We start from the raw sequence: 16,778 nt of genomic DNA, 5'->3' as shown, positions 1-16,778 counted from the left end.
GAATGACGACTCTCGACATCAGCGCCTCCGGCCCCGCCACGGCGACCGGCGACGCCGTCCTCGCGTTCGAGGACCTCACCGTCACGTTCAAGACCGAGTTCGGCGACGTGCACGCCGTCAAGGGCATCGACCTGGAGGTCCGGCCCGGCGAGGTCGTCGCGCTCGTGGGCGAGTCCGGCTCGGGCAAGTCCGTCACCTCGATGACGGCGCTCGGCCTGCTGCCCCGCAACGCACGCGTCGGCGGCACCATCCGCGTGGGCGACAAGGTCGTGGGCGGCCTCGACGGCCGGGGCCTGCGCAACATGCGCGGCAACGACGTGGCCATGGTCTTCCAGGAGCCCATGACCGCGCTGAACCCGGTGCTCACCATCGGCGACCAGCTCACCGAGGGCCTGCAGCTGCACGGCATCGCGTTCGGCAAGCAGGCCATGGCCCGGGCCGCCGAGCTGCTGGGCATGGTCGGCATCCCCGAGCCCGAGCGCCGCCTCAAGCAGTACCCGCACGAGCTGTCCGGTGGTCAGCGCCAGCGCGTGGTCATCGCCATGGCGATCGCGTGCGACCCCAAGGTGATCATCGCCGACGAGCCCACCACGGCCCTCGACGTGACCGTGCAGGCCGACATCCTCGACCTGCTGCGCTCGCTCAAGGACAAGTTGAACACCGGCATCCTGCTGATCACCCACAACATGGGCGTCGTGGCCGACATGGCCGACCGTGTCGCCGTCATGCTCAAGGGTGACCTCGTGGAGACGGGGACCGCCGACCAGGTGCTCAACCACCCGCGGCACGAGTACACCAAGCGCCTGCTGGCCGCCGTGCCCCACCTGGGGTCCGGGCCGGGCCAGTTCGGCGACGTCGCGCCCGTGGAGGCGGCCCCCGAGGACCTGCCCGCGCTCGACCTGAACAACCTCGTCATCGAGTACCACCGCCTGGGCAAGCCCACCTTCCGGGCCGTCGACGACGTGTCGCTGTCGGTGGCGCAGGGCGAGATCGTGGGCCTCGTGGGCGAGTCCGGCTCCGGCAAGTCCACGATCGCCAAGTGCGCCCTGGGCCTCATCCCCGCGGCCTCCGGCTCGGCGTCCATCCTCGGGACCGACTTCGGCAAGCTGCGCGGCAAGGAGCTCAAGGCCCTGCGCAAGCGCATCGGCGTCGTGTTCCAGGACCCGGCGTCGTCCCTCAACCCGCGCCTGCCGATCGGCGACGTGATCGCCGAACCGCTGGTGGTGCACAAGGAGGGCGACGAGCGGTCGCGGCGCCGTCGCGTGCTGGAGCTGCTCGACGCCGTCGAGCTGCCCCGCAGCGTCTACAACCGCTACCCGCACGAGCTCTCCGGTGGCCAGCGCCAGCGCGTGAGCATCGCCCGCGCGCTCACGCTCGACCCCGAGCTGCTGGTCGCGGACGAGCCGACGTCGGCCCTGGACGTGTCCGTGCAGGCCAACGTGCTGAAGATGTTCACGGCGCTGCAGGAGCGGTACAAGTTCGCCTGCCTGTTCGTGAGCCACGACCTCGCCGTGATCGACCTGCTGGCCCACCGCGTGGTGGTGCTGCAGAACGGCCGGATCGTGGAGCAGGGTCCGCGCGAGGAGGTGCTGCACCACCCCCGCGAGGAGTACACGCAGCGGCTCATCGCGGCCGCCCCGGTGCCGGAGCCGCTGGAGCAGCGACGCCGGCGCGAGGCGCGGCACGCGCTGCTGAACAAGCTCGGCGAGGATGTCGCGGAACTGCACGTCGACGAGGATTACGAGCGCCCCGCGCCGCGGCAGGACGAGGGCGGCAACTCGTCCGGCCTCGGTGGCTTCATGGTCGACGGCGGCAACTGAGGTCGGTCTCGGCAGGCATCGAGCAGCGGTTCACCACCGCTGGTCGAGCCTGCCGAGACCCCGCTACTCGGTGGCGTCCACCGTGATGCTGACCTCGCCCGGAGGCAGCCGCGTCTCGGCGTCGACCCAGGCGGCCTCGTCGCGCAGCCAGACCCGGTCGTCCACGTGCACCTCGACGGCCTGCGTGGACTGCGCCGTCGCGACGGCCCACTGGCCGGTCGCCCAGCCGCCGCGCTGGGGGTCGTCCGGCGTCAGGGGCGTGGCGTCGACCGTCACCGTGACCGACGCCGGGTCCTGCCGGTTCGGGTCCGCCGTGCCGGTCGCGGGCGCGAGCCCGAGGTCCCGGCCCAGCCGGCCGGCCACCGCGTCCCGGGCGGCGTCGGGGGCGACCTGGTCCGCGTCGGCCACCGGCGCGAGCTCGCACGACAGGGCCGCGGGGGAGTTGCCGGTCAGGGCGGAGGCCCAGGCGCGCGACCGCGTCTCGTGCTGCGCGTAGGCGTCGGGATAGGCGGAGCGCTGCACGGTCTGCGCGGCGTCCGTCACCTCCATGTCCTCGTACCCCTCGACCTCGACCAGCACGTCGTAGAAGGCGTTGGTCGAGTACACCGGGTCCAGGATCTGCTGGGGGTCGCCCCAGCCCTGGGACGGCCGCTGCTGGAACAGCCCCACCGAGTCACGGTCGCCGTAGTCGATGTTGATGAGCTTGGACTCCTGCAGCGCCGTGGCCAGGCCGATCGTGGCCGCCCGGGCCGGTAGGCCGCGGGCGACCGCGGTGCCGGCCACGAGCGCCGCGTTGTCCGCCTGGTCGGGCGAGAGGTACCAGTTCGAGCCGTCGAGCGCGGCGGTGCAGCGTTCGGTGACGGGCCCGGACCCCGTCAGCCGGTTCAGCCCGACGACGACGCCCACCGTGGCGACCGCGCACACGGCACAGACCGTCACGATGTACTTCAGGGCGCGCCCCAGCTGCCGTCGCGGCGGGGGACCGTCGACGGGCGGCGGGACCGGCGGGCCGGTCTCGGCCAGGATGGCCATACGTGCTCCCTGTCGTCCGGGGCGGTACCAGGAGGGTCACGAAGTGTAATCCGCCTGGTCAGGGATGGTGCAAAACGGGTACGAGGGCGCCTCAGTTGGCGTGCAGCACCTCGTTCAGCTCGATGCCGACGCCGGTCCGGTCGAGCACCTCGACGGCGCCCGTGGTGGAGTTCCGGCGGAAGAGCAGGTTGCTGCGGCCCGCGAGGTCACGCGCCTTGACGGGGGCGGTGCCGTCGCCGTACGGGTCGGCGGCCGCGCCGAGCACGGTGACCTTGGTGCCGGCGGTCAGGTACAGGCCCGCCTCGACCACGCAGTCGTCGCCGAGGGGGATGCCGAGGCCCGCGTTGGCGCCCAGCAGGCAGCGCTCGCCGAGCGACACAACCTGCTTGCCGCCCCCGGACAGGGTGCCCATGATCGAAGCGCCACCGCCGACGTCGGACCCGTCGCCCACGGTGACCCCGGCCGAGATGCGGCCCTCGACCATGGACACGCCGAGCGTGCCGGCGTTGAAGTTGACGAAGCCCTCGTGCATCACCGTGGTGCCAGGGGCGAGGTACGCGCCCAGGCGGACCCGGTCGGCGTCGGCGATCCGGACACCAGACGGGACGAGGTAGTCGACCATCCGCGGGAACTTGTCGACGCCGAACACGGTGACGTGGCCGCGGGCGCGCAGGCGCAGCCGGGTCTCCTCGAAGCCCTCGACGGCGCACGGGCCGGCGCTGGTCCAGACCACGTTCGTCAGGGCGCCGAAGATGCCGTCCATGTTGAGGCCGTGCGGCTTGACCAGGCGGGCCGAGAGCAGGTGCAGGCGCAGGTAGGCGTCCGGGACGCTCTTCGGCGGGTCGGCGAGGTCGATCTGCGTGGTCACGACCTCCAGCCGGACGCCGCGGACGGCGTCCGCGCCGGCGGCCGCCGCGAGAGCCTCGGGCGGGGTGGCGCCGGCGGGCGCGTCGCCGAGGGCGGGCTCCGGGTACCAGGTGTCGAGGGTGGTGCCGTCGTCGGCGATCGTTGCAAGGCCGAAGCCCCATGCGGTCGTCATGCGTCCAGCCTAACGGCCGGGACGAGCACCTAGGCTTGCCCTGTGGACAACGCGATCGACCCTGCCCTGCTCGACCCGTCCGGGGAGGGGGCCGACCTCGTCGCCCTCACCCGGATCCTGTGCGACATCCCGTCCGTCAGCGGCGACGAGAAGGCCCTCGCCGACACGATCGAGGCGGTCCTGCGGGCCTGCCCGCACCTGGACGTGCTGCGCGACGGCGACGCCCTGGTGGCGCGGACGCACCTCGGCCGGGACCGGCGGGTGGTGGTGGCCGGCCACATCGACACCGTGCCGATCGCGGACAACCTGCCGACCCGCCTGGTCGAGCAGGACGGCGCCGGCGAGCTCTGGGGCCGCGGCACCGTGGACATGCTCGGCGGGGTCGCCGTCGCGCTCGCCCTGGCGGTCGAGCTCGGCGCGCCCGGCACGGCGCCCGCCCACGACCTGACGTGGATCTTCTACGACCACGAGGAGGTCGACTCCGCGCTGAACGGTCTGGGCCGCCTCGCGCGCAACCACCCGGAGCTGCTGCGGGGCGACTTCGCGATCCTGGGCGAGCCGTCGAACGCCGGCATCGAGGGCGGCTGCAACGGCACGATGCGGATCGAGGTGCGCACCCACGGCGTCGCCGCGCACTCGGCGCGCGCGTGGACGGGCGAGAACGCGATCCACGCCGTCGCGCCCGTGCTGACCCGGCTCGCGGCCTACGCGCCACGCGAGGTCGAGGTGGACGGCCTGGTCTACCGCGAGGGCCTCAACGCCGTGCGGATCGACGGCGGCATCGCGGGCAACGTCATCCCTGACGCCTGCACGGTGGAGGTGAACTATCGTTTCGCCCCCTCCCGCTCGGTGGCCGAGGCGGAGGCCCACCTGCGGGAGGTCTTCGAGGGCTTCGAGGTGCTCGTGACGGACGCCGCGGGCGGCGCACGCCCCGGCCTCGACGACCCGCTGGCGGCCCAGTTCGTGCAGTCGGTGCTGGCCACGACGGGCGGCGCCCCCGCTCCCAAGTACGGGTGGACCGACGTCGCCCGGTTCGCCGAGCTGGGGGTGCCCGCGGTCAACTTCGGTCCGGGTGACCCGCTGCTCGCGCACAAGGACGACGAGCGCCTGCCGGTCGCGCAGCTCGCGCAGTGCCGCGACGCGCTGCGAGCCTGGCTCCTGGACGACTAGTTTGGTCGCATGAGCGACGACGGCATTCCACAGTCCGGCCGCGGCTATCGCCGTGGTCCGGTGCTGCTGCGCGGGAACCAGATCCCGCGGACCACCACGGACCAGCGACTCCTGGCCCCGGACCAGGACACCGACTGGCTGCACTCGGACCCCTGGCGGGTGCTGCGCATCCAGAGCGAGTTCGTGGAGGGCTTCGGCGCGCTCGCCGAACTGGGCGAGGCCGTCTCGGTGTTCGGCTCCGCGCGCACCAAGCCCGGTCACCCGGACTACGCCGCGGGCGAGACCGTGGGCCGGCTGCTGGTCGAGGCGGGCTACGCCGTCATCACGGGCGGCGGGCCCGGCATCATGGAGGCCGCGAACAAGGGTGCGGCGGAGGCGGGCGGTACGTCGGTCGGGCTCGGTATCGAGCTGCCCTTCGAACAGGGCGTCAACGAGTACGTCAATCTGGGTATCAACTTCCGGTACTTCTTCGCGCGAAAGACGATGTTCCTGAAGTACGCGCAGGGATTCATCGTGATGCCCGGGGGATTCGGCACCTTCGACGAGCTCTTCGAGGCCATCACCCTGGTGCAGACCCACAAGGTGACGCAGTTCCCGATCGTCCTGGTGGGAAAGAAGTACTGGGGTGGGCTCCTGGAGTGGGTCCGGACGACGGCGCTGGAGCATGGTGTCATCAGCGCGGCGGATCTCGACATCATCCACCTGACCGACGACCCGGCCGACGCCGTGCGGCACGTGGTCGACCGGGCCCACCAGATCGCGGCCGAGCAGGCGGCGCTGCAGGCCGCGGTGGCGGCAGAGCGCGCCACCGAGCAGGCGTCGGCCGCGGACCGGCGCGACGCCGTCGTGGGCAACTCCTAGGTGGATCGTCCTCAGACGCCCGCCGATACCGTCCCGCTGCCGTCCGCCCCGCTGGTGCTGCGCGGGCGTGAGGTCGGACGGGACGGGACCGCGGTCCGCCCGGTGGTGATGGCGGTGCTGAACCGCACCACCGACTCGTTCTACGCGCCCGCGCGCGTGCCCGACGACGCCGCGGCCCTGGCCGTCGCGGAGCGTGCGTACGCCGACGGCGCCGAGATCCTCGACGTCGGCGGCGTGCGGGCCGGCAACGGCACGCCGGTCGACGAGGCCGAGGAGATCCGCCGCGTCGTGCCGTTCGTGGCCGCGGTGCGCCGCGCCGTGCCCGGCCTGCTCGTCTCGGTCGACACCTGGCGCGCCGGGGTCGCCCGCGCGGCGATCGACGCCGGGGCGGACCTGATCAACGACACCTGGGCGGGGCACGATCCCGGCCTGGTGGAGGTGGCGGGCGCGGCTGGTGTCGGCGTCGTCTGCTCGCACACGGGCGGGGCCGTGCCGCGCACGGACCCGTACCGCGTGGAGTACCCGGGCCCCGACGGGCTGCTGGCCGACGTCGTGGCCACCCTGCGGGCCGCCGCCGAGCGGGCCGTGGCGTGCGGCGTGCCCCGCGCGTCCGTGCTCGTGGACCCGACGCACGACTTCGGCAAGAACACCTGGCACTCGCTGCACCTGCTGCGCCGTACCGACGCCCTGGCGGGGCTCGGTTTCCCGCTCCTGATGGCGCTGTCCCGCAAGGACTTCGTGGGGGAGACGCTCGACCTGCCGCCCGAGGAGCGCCTGGAGGGCACGCTCGCCGCGACGGCGGTCGCCGCGTGGCTCGGCGCGCGGGTCTTCCGGGCGCACGACGTGGCCGCGACCCGCCGGGTGCTCGACCTCGTGGCGGCGGTGCGCGACGAGGCGCCGCCCGCCGCCGCCCTGAGGGGTCTCGCCTGAGCCCACGCACGATTCGACCGGCGTCCCGGTGCCCGGTCGGATGAAGCGCCACGAATGGGCGAGTGGAAAGTAAGGGGCGCCATTTGAACTAGAATGGCTCTGTGCCCTCGGCGTTCGCCGGACACATGAATGCTGCTACACACCGGACAACGGAATGGGAGAGCCACACATGGCTGCGATGAAGCCGCGAACGGGTGACGGACCGCTCGAGGTCACCAAGGAGGGGCGCGGCATCGTCATGCGTGTGCCGCTCGAGGGCGGCGGTCGGCTCGTCGTCGAGCTCAACGCGACCGAGGCGAGCGAGCTCGGGGACGCACTCCAGACCGTCGTCGGCTGAGCAGACAGGGCCGGAACTCTTTCGACGGTCGTCCGCCGCGGGAACCAGGCTCCTCGAGGGTCAGCGGCGGACGGCCAGCAGCAGACCGTCCCCGCTCGGCAGCATGGCGGGGAGCACCCGCTCGTCATTGCGCAGCGTCCGGCCCACCTCGCGGACCACGGTGGTGAGCTCGTCGCGGCGCGCGGGGTCCGCCACGCGGTCCCGCAGCAGCGCGCCGTCGACGGCGAGCACACCGCCCGGGCGCAGCAGGCGCAGGGCCTCGTCGACGTACTCGGGGTAGGCCAGCGGGTCGCTGGCCACCAGCACCAGGTCGTAGGCGCCGTCGGCCAGCCGGGGCAGCACGTCCGCGGGCCGGCCGGGAATGATCCGGGTGCGCTGCGGGGCCACACCGTCCTCGGCGAACGCCGTCCGCGCGGCCCGCTGGTGCTCGACCTCGCGGTCGATCGTGGTGAGCTGGCCGTCGGCCGGCATGCCCCGCAGCAGCCACAGCGCGGCCACGCCGGCTCCGGTGCCCACCTCGACGACGGCGTGCGCGTTCGAGGCGGCGGCGAGCACCCGCAGCACCGCGCCCACTCCCGGCAGGACGGCCGGGCAGCCCAGCTCCGAGGCGCGTTCGCGGGCGCGCAGCAGCACCTCGTCCTCGGGGACGAAGGCCTCGCTGTAGACCCAGGCCGCGACCTTCCCGTGGCCTGACGGCTCCGCTGTGCTGATGGCTTCCTCCGCTGAACCGGGCAGTTGTGTACATCACGTGCGGCGTCAGGGTACAGCCCGTGGGAACGCCTGGGCTTTGACGTACGTTGAGAGGACGATGACTTCCGTGAGCACTCGACCAGCAGCAGACGCACCCGCGTCGGTACCCTCCGGGGCCGGCGCCGCCGACCTGCCCTGGCAGCCGCCGACATGGGAAGAGATCGTGCGGGAGCACTCCGCGCGCGTCTACCGGCTCGCCTACCGGCTGACCGGTAACAAGCAGGACGCCGAGGACCTGACCCAGGAGACGTTCATCCGGGTGTTCCGCTCGCTGTCGAGCTACACCCCGGGCACCTTCGAGGGCTGGCTCCACCGCATCACGACCAACCTGTTCCTGGACCAGGCGCGCCGCAAGAAGCGCATCCGCATGGAGGCGATGGGTGACGACGACGGCCATGTCGCCGACACCGGTGACTTCGGCCGCCCGGAGCGTGGCTACGAGCACGCGAACCTGGACCAGGACGTGCAGAAGGCGCTCGACGCCCTCCGCCCCGAGTACCGCGCCGCGGTGGTGCTGTGCGACATCGAGGGCCTGAGCTACGAGGAGATCGCCGTGACCCTGGGCGTCAAGCTCGGCACCGTCCGCTCCCGCATCCACCGCGCCCGTGCCCAGCTCCGCGACGCGCTGGAGCACCTGGCCCCGACGCGCGGCGGCGCGCGATGAGCCACCTGGGCGACCTCGTCAGCGCGCTGGCTGACGGGCAGCTCTCGCCCGCCGAGACGGAGCGCGCCCTGGCCCACGTGACCATGTGCCGGCTGTGCGCCCGCGAGCTCGACACCGCCCGCGCGGCCCGCCGCGCGCTCTCGTCCGCCGCCGACGTGATGCCCGACCCGGCTCTCACGGCCCGGCTGATGGCGCTCCAGGCGAGCATCCCGCCCACCGACGAGGACCCGCTGCGCCGCCCGTTCCTGGGCCCGGACCCGCTGGCCGCCCCGGTCTGGTCGGCCTCGGCGTTCGACGGCTTCGACGGCCGGATCGACCGTCCGGCGCGCCGCCGCCGGGCCGCCCGGATCACGGCCCTCGGCGTGGGCGGAGCCGGAGTGCTCGGCCTGGCCCTGTTCACGCTCGGCGACGTGCCCGTGGTCTCCCCGCAGCTCTCGGCGCAGACCAGCATGACGATGCTCGGCCGCACCGGGCCGGACGCCGCTGCGGCGGGTCAGGACGTGCTGGCCGGCCTCGACGTCGACACCGACCAGGTGACGCCCGCCGCGCTCGACTGGGTCGCGGACAACGGCTGGGTGGCACCCGCCGACCTGCCTGACGGCTACACGGTCTCGGCCATGCGGCTGGTGGGCGAGGAGGGCCAGACCCTGGAGATCGACCTGACCGGTCCCTCCGGGCACGCGGTGGTCCGCGAGCGGGCCGGCCAGCTCGCCCGGAGCGGCACCACGGTGGGCGGCGTGCAGGTGCTCGCCACGGAGCCCGCACACGTGGCGTGGCAGTCCGACGACATGGTGGTCGACGTGGTCGCCGACGCGCCCGAGGAGGTACTCACCGAGCTCGTGGCGTCCTTCGGTGAGCATGGCTACGATGCCGGGGTCCTGCCCCGCATCGCCCGCGGGTGGCACACCGTGACAGGAGCCATCGAAAGCCCATGACCGACGAGAACCCGTTCGCGCCTCCCACGCCGCGCGCAGCAGTGCCCCCCGCGAACGAGCCGGCGGTCCCGGCCCCGGGGAGCGCGCCTGAACCCGCGCCCGAGGCAGCGCCGGCCGAGCGGCCGGCGGAGACGACGTCGGCGCGGTCGCACCAGACCCAGCAGCTTCCGGCGCAGCCCGCCGACCGGCCCACCGCGCAGCTCCCGACGACGGGCTACCTGACCACGCTGCCGGCGCCGTCGGCCGCCGGTGCCCACGAGCCCGGGCCCCACGGGTCCGGCTCGCACGCCCCGGGACACGACTCCCCGGCCGGGCACCCGGGCACCGCGCACTACGGCACCGCCCAGCCGCCCCGGTCGCGCCGCGGCCGGCTCGGCACGGGCACGGTGTCCGCCGTCGTGCTGCTCGGCCTGCTCGCCGGCGCGGCCGGCGGGGTGGGTGCCTACGCGCTGCTGGACTCCCGCAGCGCTGCGCGCCCGGCGGACGCCGCGCTGCCGCAGCACGCCGCGGGGACCACCCAGGTGGAGCGTCCCGAGGGCTCGGTCGCCGCGATCGCCGCGGCCGCGCTGCCGAGCGTGGTCTCGATCGAGGTGCGCGCCCCGCAGGGCGTGGCCACCGGCTCGGGCATGATCCTCAAGTCCGAGGGCTACATCCTCACGAACAACCACGTGGTCGCCGAGGCGGCCTCCGGGGCCGACGTGACCGTGACGTTCTCCGACGGGCACGAGCAGCCCGCCGAGCTCGTGGGGGCCACGCCGGACTACGACCTGGCCGTCATCCGCGTCGAGGAGACCGGCCTGGAGCCGCTCGTGCTGGGCGACTCCGACGACGTCGTCGTGGGCGACGCCGTGCTCGCCGTCGGCTCGCCGCTCGGCCTGGAGGCCACCGTCACCACGGGCATCGTCAGCGCGCTGCACCGCCCTGTGAAGGCGGGCGAGTCAGCGGAGGCGGCGTTCATCGACGCGATCCAGACGGACGCCGCGATCAACCCCGGCAACTCCGGCGGGCCGCTCGTGAACTCGGCGGGCGAGGTGATCGGCATCAACTCGGCCATCGCGCAGGGGCCCGGCACCACCACGGCCACCGGCAACATCGGCCTCGGCTTCGCCATCCCGTCCAACCAGGCACGGCACACGGCCGAGCAGCTCATCGAGACGGGCTCGGCGACGTTCCCGATCATCGGCGTCCTGCTCGACCCCGCCTACCAGGGCGAGGGGGTGCAGGTGTCCCAGGAGGCGCAGCAGGGCACGCCCGCGGTGACGCCGAACGGCCCCGCCGACCAGGCCGGCATCAAGCCGGGCGACGTGATCCTCTCCGTGGACGGCCGGCCCGTGTCGGTCGCGGACGAGCTGATCGTCGCGATCCGCGCCAAGGCGCCGGGCGACCCGGTGACGCTCCAGGTGCGGTCCGGCAAGAACGAGCGGGAGGTCCGCGTGGTGCTCGAAGAGCGGTCGAGCGGCCAGTGAACGGGATTCATCCGGCGTTCTCCGGGCTGTCCCGCGACGCGAGTAGGCTCTGACCCGTGTTCGGTATCAACGGCTGGGAGTTCGTGATCATCGTCGTGATCGCGATGCTCGTCATCGGCCCTGAGCGGCTGCCCACCTATGCGGAACAGCTCGGCGCGATGGTGCGCCGCGGCCGCGACCTGCTCCAGAACGCGAAGGCGCGGGTCGACGACGAGCTCGGGCCGGAGTTCAGCGACGTGGACTGGTCCAAGCTCGACCCGCGCCAGTACGACCCGCGCAAGATCGTGCGGGACGCCCTGATGGACGACAGCCCGTCGGCGTACACCCGGTCCGCCGCCGCCCAGGCCGCGGACGGCGCGGCGGCACGGAACGGCATGTCAGCGACGTCGGCCGGCCCGGCCGCGGAACCCGGGAAGGCACCGTACGACGACGAAGCGACCTGAGGATTCGGTGAGCGTGGACGGACCTGCCAGAATGTGGGCCATGTCGTCCTTCACCTCGACCGCGCCGGAACCAGCTGCTGTGGCCGACGTCCCCACCCGGAAGCGCATCTTCTCCGGGATGCAGCCCACAGACGGTTCCCTCCACCTGGGCAACTACATCGGTGCGTTGTCCCAGTGGATCGCGCTGCAGGACTCCTACGACGCGCTCTACTGCGTCGTGGACCTGCACGCGCTGACGGTCAACCCGGACCCGGCGCTGCTGCGCGAGCGCACCCGGCGCACGGCCGCGCAGTACCTGGCGGGCGGCATCGACCCCGAGCGGTCCATCCTCTTCGTGCAGTCGCACGTGGCGGCGCACGCCGAGCTGGCGTGGCTGCTGAGCTGCCAGACGGGCTTCGGCGAGGCCGGCCGGATGACGCAGTTCAAGGACAAGTCCGCCAAGCAGGGCAGCGAGGGCACCACGGTCGGGCTCTTCACGTACCCCGTGCTCATGGCGGCCGACATCCTGCTGTACGACGCCGGCCTGGTCCCCGTGGGCGAGGACCAGCGCCAGCACCTGGAGCTCACCCGGGACCTCGCGGCGCGCCTGAACACCCGCTTCGGCGAGGGCACCGCCGTCGTGCCGGACGCGCACATCGTCAAGGCGGTCGCCAAGATCCAGGACCTGCAGGACCCGAGCGCCAAGATGAGCAAGTCCAGCACGGGCGGCAAGGGCGTCGTCTGGCTGCTGGAGGACCCCAAGAAGGCGGTCAAGGCCATCAAGTCGGCCGTGACCGACGCCGACGAGTCCTACGGCGTGCGGTTCGACCCGGCCGAGAAGCCGGGCATCTCGAACCTGCTGACGATCTTCTCGGCCGTGACCGGCCGCGACATCGACGAGATCGCCAAGGAGTACGACGGCCGCGGCTACGGCTACCTCAAGGTGGACCTGGCGGACGCCGTCGTCGCCTTCCTCGAGCCGTTCCAGGCACGCGCCAACACCTACCTGGCCGACCCGGCCGAGCTCGACCGCGTGCTGGCCGACGGCGCCGACCGGGCCCGCGCCATCGCCCGACCCGTCCTGGACCGGCTGTACGAACGGTTCGGGCTCCTGCCCGCGCGAGGCGAACGGTGAACCTGCCCGAGCGCGGACCCGGCCAGGTCCGCATCGGGATCGCGATCGAGATCCCGGAGCCCTACGCCGCGCAGCTCAGCGCGGCGCGGGTGGCTGCCGACGACCCGCTCGCGAACTTCATCCCCCCGCACATCACGCTGCTGGGGCCGACGCTGATCGACCTCGGGCAGCTCGCCGAGGCACGTGAGCACCTGGCGACCGTGGCCGCCGCCGCGTCGCCCTTCACGGTGCGGCTGCGGGGCACGGCCACGTTCCGCCCGGTCTCGCCCGTGGTGTTCGTGGCCCTGGCGCAGGGGATCGCGGAGTGCGAGCAGCTCGAGGCGAGCGTGCGCTCCGGGATCCTCGACGGCGACCTGCGGTTCAACTACCACCCGCACGTCACCATCGCGCACGAGGTCCCGGACGCCGACCTCGACAAGGCCTTCGAGGCCATGTCGGACTACTTCGCGGAGTTCGACGTCGACCGGTTCTACCAGTACGAGCACGGAGACGACGGGATCTGGCGGCCTCAGGCGGCCTTCCAGCTCGGCCGGGTCTGACCCGGACGCGCCACCCGGCCTGCCCGCACCCCACGGCCCCGCACGGCCCACCCGCGCGCCGCACGGGACCGGCCCGCCGGTCGCCGTCTACTCTTCCCGGGTGAAGCGGTTGATCGAGCGGGGACAGGCGCTCTGGGCGCGCTGGGAGGCGACCCGGCCCGGCCGGGCACTGTCCAGGTTCAACACGGCGAACGGCGCCGTGCTCAGCGGCGGCATGGCCTACGCCGCGCTGTTCTCGCTGTTCGCGGCCCTCGCGATCGGCTACACCGTGTTCGTGCGGGTGCTCGGCGGCGACGCCGACCTGCGCGTCGCGGTGCTGGACCAGATCGACACGTGGCTGCCGGGACTGGTCGACACCGGCCACGGCGGTGTGCTGTCGCCGGCCGACCTCGTGATCTCCACCGGCCTGAGCTGGACCTCGGCCGTCGCGACGCTGGTGCTGCTGTGGTCCGCCACGAACTTCATGGGCGCCCTGCGCACGTCGGTGCGGGCCATGTTCGGGGAGACGAACGGCCACGGCAACCCCGTCACCGACCGCCTGCGGCAGCTCCTGGGCTTCGTGCTGCTCGGCGTCGGCGTGCTGGTCACCGCGGCCGCCAGCGTGGCGGTCTCGGCGGCCGTGCCCTGGACCCTGGAGAGTCTCGGGCTGGACGGCGGCGCGGTGTCCTTCGCGGTGCGCGCGGGCGGCGCCCTGGTGACCCTGGCGCTGGACGCGGTCGTCGTGGCCGCCGTCGTGCGGTACGTGGGCGGTGTGCGGACCGACTGGCGGGAGCTCATGTACGGCTCGCTCGCGGTGGGCGTCGTCGCCGGCGGGCTGCGCTACCTCGGTACCGAGGTGATCTCGAACGCCGCCACCCGTAACGCCCTGCTGGCGTCGTTCGCGGTGGTGGTGACCATCCTGGTGCTGGTCAACCTGCTGGCCCGGGTGCTGCTCATGGCCTGCGCCTGGATGGCCGACCCGCCGGCCCCGCAAGCCGCGCAGGACCCTGAGAACGAGGACGGGGCGGCATAGGACCCGCAGGTCCCATGCCGCCCCGTCCTTCCCGAGAGGATCAGAACGCGCGCGTGATCATGGCGCGCTTGACCTCCTGGATGGCCTTCGTGACCTCGATGCCGCGGGGGCAGGCCTCGGTGCAGTTGAAGGTCGTGCGGCAGCGCCACACGCCCTCCTTGTCGTTGAGGATCTCGAGGCGCTGCGAGCCACCCTCGTCCCGGCTGTCGAAGATGAAGCGGTGTGCGTTCACGATCGCGGCCGGGCCGAAGTACTGGCCGTCCGTCCAGAACACCGGGCAGGACGACGTGCACGCGGCGCACAGGATGCACTTGGTGGTGTCGTCGAACTTCGCGCGGTCCTCGGGGGACTGGTAGCGCTCCTTGGAGGGCTCGTTCCCCGACGTGATGAGGAACGGCATGATCTCGCGGTAGGAGGCGAAGAACGGCTCCATGTCGACCACGAGGTCCTTCACGACGGGCAGGCCCTTGATGGGCTCGACCGTGATCGGCTTGTCGGGGTTGACGTCCTTCAGGAGCGTCTTGCAGGCCAGGCGGTTGCGGCCGTTGATCCGCATCGCGTCCGAGCCGCACACGCCGTGCGCGCAGGACCGACGGAACGTGAGCGAGCCGTCCTCGTCCCACTTGATCTTGTGCAGGGCGTCGAGGATGCGGTCGGTGCCGTGCGCCTCGACGGTGAAGTCCTCCCAGGTGGCCTCCTCGGACACCTCGGGGTTGAACCGCCGGATCCGCAGCGTGACCGTGAACGACGGGATCTCGCCCGCGGGGGACGGTGCGGCGGCTTCGAGTGTGGCAGTCATCAGTACTTACGCTCCATCGGCTCGTACCGGGTCTGGACAACGGGCTTGGAGCCCAGGACGACCTTGTAGCCGTCGAACTCCTCGACGTGGTCGAAGTAGCCCTCCACGTGACCCTCGGCCTGGTCGGACGCCGCGGTGGGGCGCCGGTAGGCCATGGTGTGCAGCATGTAGTTGGCGTCGTCGCGGTTGGGGAAGTCCTCGCGGTAGTGACCGCCGCGCGACTCCTTGCGGTTGATCGCGGCGACCACGGTGACCTCGGCGATGTCGAGCAGGAAGCCCAGCTCGATGGCCTCCAGGAGGTCCGTGTTGAAGAGCTTCCCCTTGTCCTGGACGGACGCGTTGCGGTAGCGCTTCTGCAGCTCGCGGATGTCGGCCAGGGCCGCGTTCAGCGAGTCGCCCGTGCGGAACACCTGGGCGTTGAGGTCCATGGTGTCCTGCAGCGCCTTGCGGATGTCCGCGATGCGCTCGCCGTCGGGCCGGTTGCGCATCTCGTCGAGCTGCTCGACCACGCGGACGGTCGGGTCCTCGGGCAGCTCGTGGAACGACGCCGTCTTGGCGTACTCCGCGGCGGCGCGGCCGGACCGCTTGCCGAACACGTTGATGTCCAGCAGCGAGTTGGTACCCAGGCGGTTGGAGCCGTGCACCGACACGCAGGCGACCTCACCGGCGGCGTAGAGGCCCTTAACGACGTTGACGCCGTCGCGGAGCACCTCGCCCTTGATGTTGGTCGGCACGCCGCCCATGGCGTAGTGCGCGGTGGGGTACACGGGGACCGGCTCGGTGTAGGGCTCGATGCCGAGGTAGGTGCGCGCGAACTCGGTGATGTCCGGGAGCTTGGCGTCGATGTGCGCCGGCTCCAGGTGCGTCAGGTCGAGCAGCACGTAGTCCTTGTTCGGACCGGCGCCCCGGCCCTCGCGGACCTCGTTCGCCATCGACCGGGCCACGATGTCACGCGGCGCGAGGTCCTTGATGGTGGGGGCGTAGCGCTCCATGAAGCGCTCGCCCTCGGAGTTGCGCAGGATGCCGCCCTCACCGCGGGCCGCCTCCGACAGGAGGATGCCCAGGCCGGCCAGGCCTGTCGGGTGGAACTGGAAGAACTCCATGTCCTCCAGCGGCAGGCCGCGGCGGTACGCCAGCGCCATGCCGTCACCCGTGAGGGTGTGGGCGTTCGAGGTGGTCTTGAAGATCTTCCCCGCGCCGCCGGTGGCGAAGATGATCGCCTTGGCCTGGAACACGTGGATCTCGCCGGTGGCCAGGTCGTAGGCGACGACGCCGGTGGCGTTGACCTCCTCGCCGTCCGCGATCTCCTCGGTGGTGAGGTCGTGGTCGGTGATGAGGTCCAGCACGTAGAACTCGTTGAAGAACTCGACGTCCTGCTTCACGCAGTTCTGGTAGAGCGTCTGGAGGATCATGTGACCGGTGCGGTCGGCGGCGTAGCACGCGCGGCGCACGGCGGACTGGCCGTGGTCCCGGGTGTGCCCGCCGAACCGGCGCTGGTCGATCTTGCCCTCGGGGGTGCGGTTGAACGGGAGGCCCATCCGCTCCAGGTCGAGGACCGACTCGATGGCTTCCTTCGCGAGGATCTCGGCCGCGTCCTGGTCGACGAGGTAGTCGCCGCCCTTGACGGTGTCGAAGGTGTGCCATTCCCAGTTGTCGTCCTCGACGTTGGCGAGGGCCGCGGCCATGCCGCCCTGGGCGGCACCGGTGTGGGAGCGGGTGGGGTACAGCTTGGAGATCACCGCGGTGCGGGCCTCCTTCGACGACTCCAGGGCGGCTCGCATACCTGCGCCGCCGGCGCCGACGATCACGACGTCGTACTGATGGGTCTGCATCGGGCTCGATGCCTCCTGCTATGAGGTTCGGAGTG

The 16,778-nt window shown here is 72.4% G+C and carries 17 protein-coding genes; 12 read left to right on the top strand and 5 right to left on the bottom strand.

Features of this window, described 5'->3' with window-relative positions; all coding sequences use genetic code 11:
* The first annotated feature begins 2 nt into the window (after positions 1-2).
* Positions 3-1,820: an ABC transporter ATP-binding protein gene (locus ACH47X_RS23525; protein WP_397407423.1), complete on the top strand. Its 1,818-nt coding sequence runs from the start codon at positions 3-5 to the stop codon at positions 1,818-1,820.
* A gap of 63 nt (positions 1,821-1,883) precedes the next feature.
* Here the strand turns inward: ACH47X_RS23525 and ACH47X_RS23520 are convergent, their stop codons facing one another.
* Both ACH47X_RS23520 and dapD read right to left on the bottom strand, forming a co-directional pair.
* Positions 1,884-2,852: a hypothetical protein gene (locus tag ACH47X_RS23520; RefSeq protein WP_397407421.1), complete on the bottom strand. Its 969-nt coding sequence runs from the start codon at positions 2,850-2,852 to the stop codon at positions 1,884-1,886.
* A gap of 91 nt (positions 2,853-2,943) precedes the next feature.
* Positions 2,944-3,891 (bottom strand): 2,3,4,5-tetrahydropyridine-2,6-dicarboxylate N-succinyltransferase, encoded by a 948-nt coding sequence (gene dapD, locus ACH47X_RS23515; protein WP_397407419.1) that lies wholly within the window; start codon positions 3,889-3,891, stop codon positions 2,944-2,946.
* A 42-nt stretch (positions 3,892-3,933) separates the two neighbouring features.
* Between dapD and dapE the strand changes: the two genes are divergently transcribed.
* The 4 genes from dapE to ACH47X_RS23495 all read left to right on the top strand — a co-directional run bounded on the left by dapE (position 3,934) and on the right by ACH47X_RS23495 (position 7,189).
* Complete coding sequence (gene dapE, locus ACH47X_RS23510; protein WP_397407417.1) at positions 3,934-5,061, top strand: succinyl-diaminopimelate desuccinylase; 1,128 nt, start codon at positions 3,934-3,936, stop codon at positions 5,059-5,061.
* A 9-nt stretch (positions 5,062-5,070) separates the two neighbouring features.
* Complete coding sequence (locus ACH47X_RS23505; protein WP_397407415.1) at positions 5,071-5,922, top strand: TIGR00730 family Rossman fold protein; 852 nt, start codon at positions 5,071-5,073, stop codon at positions 5,920-5,922.
* Positions 5,923-6,852, top strand: a complete 930-nt coding sequence (gene folP, locus ACH47X_RS23500; RefSeq protein WP_397407413.1) for a dihydropteroate synthase — start codon at positions 5,923-5,925, stop codon at positions 6,850-6,852. It begins immediately after the preceding gene.
* Positions 6,853-7,021: 169 nt separating this feature from the next.
* Positions 7,022-7,189 (top strand): DUF3117 domain-containing protein, encoded by a 168-nt coding sequence (locus tag ACH47X_RS23495; protein WP_084467633.1) that lies wholly within the window; start codon positions 7,022-7,024, stop codon positions 7,187-7,189.
* Between the two features lie 60 nt (positions 7,190-7,249).
* Here ACH47X_RS23495 and ACH47X_RS23490 read toward each other — a convergent pair whose 3' ends face one another.
* A complete protein-coding gene (locus ACH47X_RS23490; RefSeq protein WP_020013387.1) occupies positions 7,250-7,822 on the bottom strand; it encodes an O-methyltransferase in 573 nt (190 codons plus the stop codon).
* Positions 7,823-7,997: 175 nt separating this feature from the next.
* On the opposite strand from ACH47X_RS23490, the gene sigE reads away from it, so the two are divergent.
* The 7 genes from sigE to ACH47X_RS23455 all read left to right on the top strand — a co-directional run bounded on the left by sigE (position 7,998) and on the right by ACH47X_RS23455 (position 14,112).
* Positions 7,998-8,603, top strand: coding sequence for an RNA polymerase sigma factor SigE (sigE, locus tag ACH47X_RS23485; protein WP_084800716.1), 606 nt, complete (start codon positions 7,998-8,000; stop codon positions 8,601-8,603).
* On the top strand, positions 8,600-9,538 hold the full coding sequence (locus ACH47X_RS23480; protein ID WP_142033270.1) for a zf-HC2 domain-containing protein: 939 nt from the start codon (positions 8,600-8,602) through the stop codon (positions 9,536-9,538). Before sigE ends, ACH47X_RS23480 begins: the two co-directional genes overlap by 4 nt.
* Positions 9,535-11,004: a S1C family serine protease gene (locus tag ACH47X_RS23475; RefSeq protein WP_397407410.1), complete on the top strand. Its 1,470-nt coding sequence runs from the start codon at positions 9,535-9,537 to the stop codon at positions 11,002-11,004. The genes ACH47X_RS23480 and ACH47X_RS23475 overlap by 4 nt, the downstream gene beginning before the upstream one ends.
* 56 nt (positions 11,005-11,060) lie before the next feature.
* Positions 11,061-11,447: a twin-arginine translocase TatA/TatE family subunit gene (locus ACH47X_RS23470; protein ID WP_397407408.1), complete on the top strand. Its 387-nt coding sequence runs from the start codon at positions 11,061-11,063 to the stop codon at positions 11,445-11,447.
* A 40-nt stretch (positions 11,448-11,487) separates the two neighbouring features.
* Positions 11,488-12,561 (top strand): tryptophan--tRNA ligase, encoded by a 1,074-nt coding sequence (gene trpS, locus ACH47X_RS23465; protein ID WP_051433461.1) that lies wholly within the window; start codon positions 11,488-11,490, stop codon positions 12,559-12,561.
* On the top strand, positions 12,558-13,100 hold the full coding sequence (locus tag ACH47X_RS23460) for a 2'-5' RNA ligase family protein (protein WP_142033274.1): 543 nt from the start codon (positions 12,558-12,560) through the stop codon (positions 13,098-13,100). The genes trpS and ACH47X_RS23460 overlap by 4 nt, the downstream gene beginning before the upstream one ends.
* A 100-nt stretch (positions 13,101-13,200) precedes the next feature.
* Positions 13,201-14,112, top strand: a complete 912-nt coding sequence (locus ACH47X_RS23455; RefSeq protein ID WP_397407405.1) for a YihY/virulence factor BrkB family protein — start codon at positions 13,201-13,203, stop codon at positions 14,110-14,112.
* A 40-nt stretch (positions 14,113-14,152) separates the two neighbouring features.
* Here the strand turns inward: ACH47X_RS23455 and ACH47X_RS23450 are convergent, their stop codons facing one another.
* Positions 14,153-14,911, bottom strand: coding sequence for a succinate dehydrogenase iron-sulfur subunit (locus ACH47X_RS23450; protein WP_020013395.1), 759 nt, complete (start codon positions 14,909-14,911; stop codon positions 14,153-14,155).
* Positions 14,911-16,743 carry a succinate dehydrogenase flavoprotein subunit gene (gene sdhA, locus ACH47X_RS23445; protein ID WP_020013396.1) on the bottom strand — a complete coding sequence of 611 codons (1,833 nt, stop codon included), beginning with the start codon at positions 16,741-16,743 and terminating at the stop codon, positions 14,911-14,913. The genes ACH47X_RS23450 and sdhA overlap by 1 nt, the downstream gene beginning before the upstream one ends.
* Positions 16,744-16,778: the final 35 nt, after the last annotated feature.

It is taken from the genome of Promicromonospora kroppenstedtii, from assembly GCF_044389675.1.
Lineage (GTDB): Bacteria > Actinomycetota > Actinomycetes > Actinomycetales > Cellulomonadaceae > Promicromonospora > Promicromonospora kroppenstedtii.
Note: the sequence above shows the minus strand (reverse complement) of the source record. Positions and strands in the feature narration are given on the sequence as shown.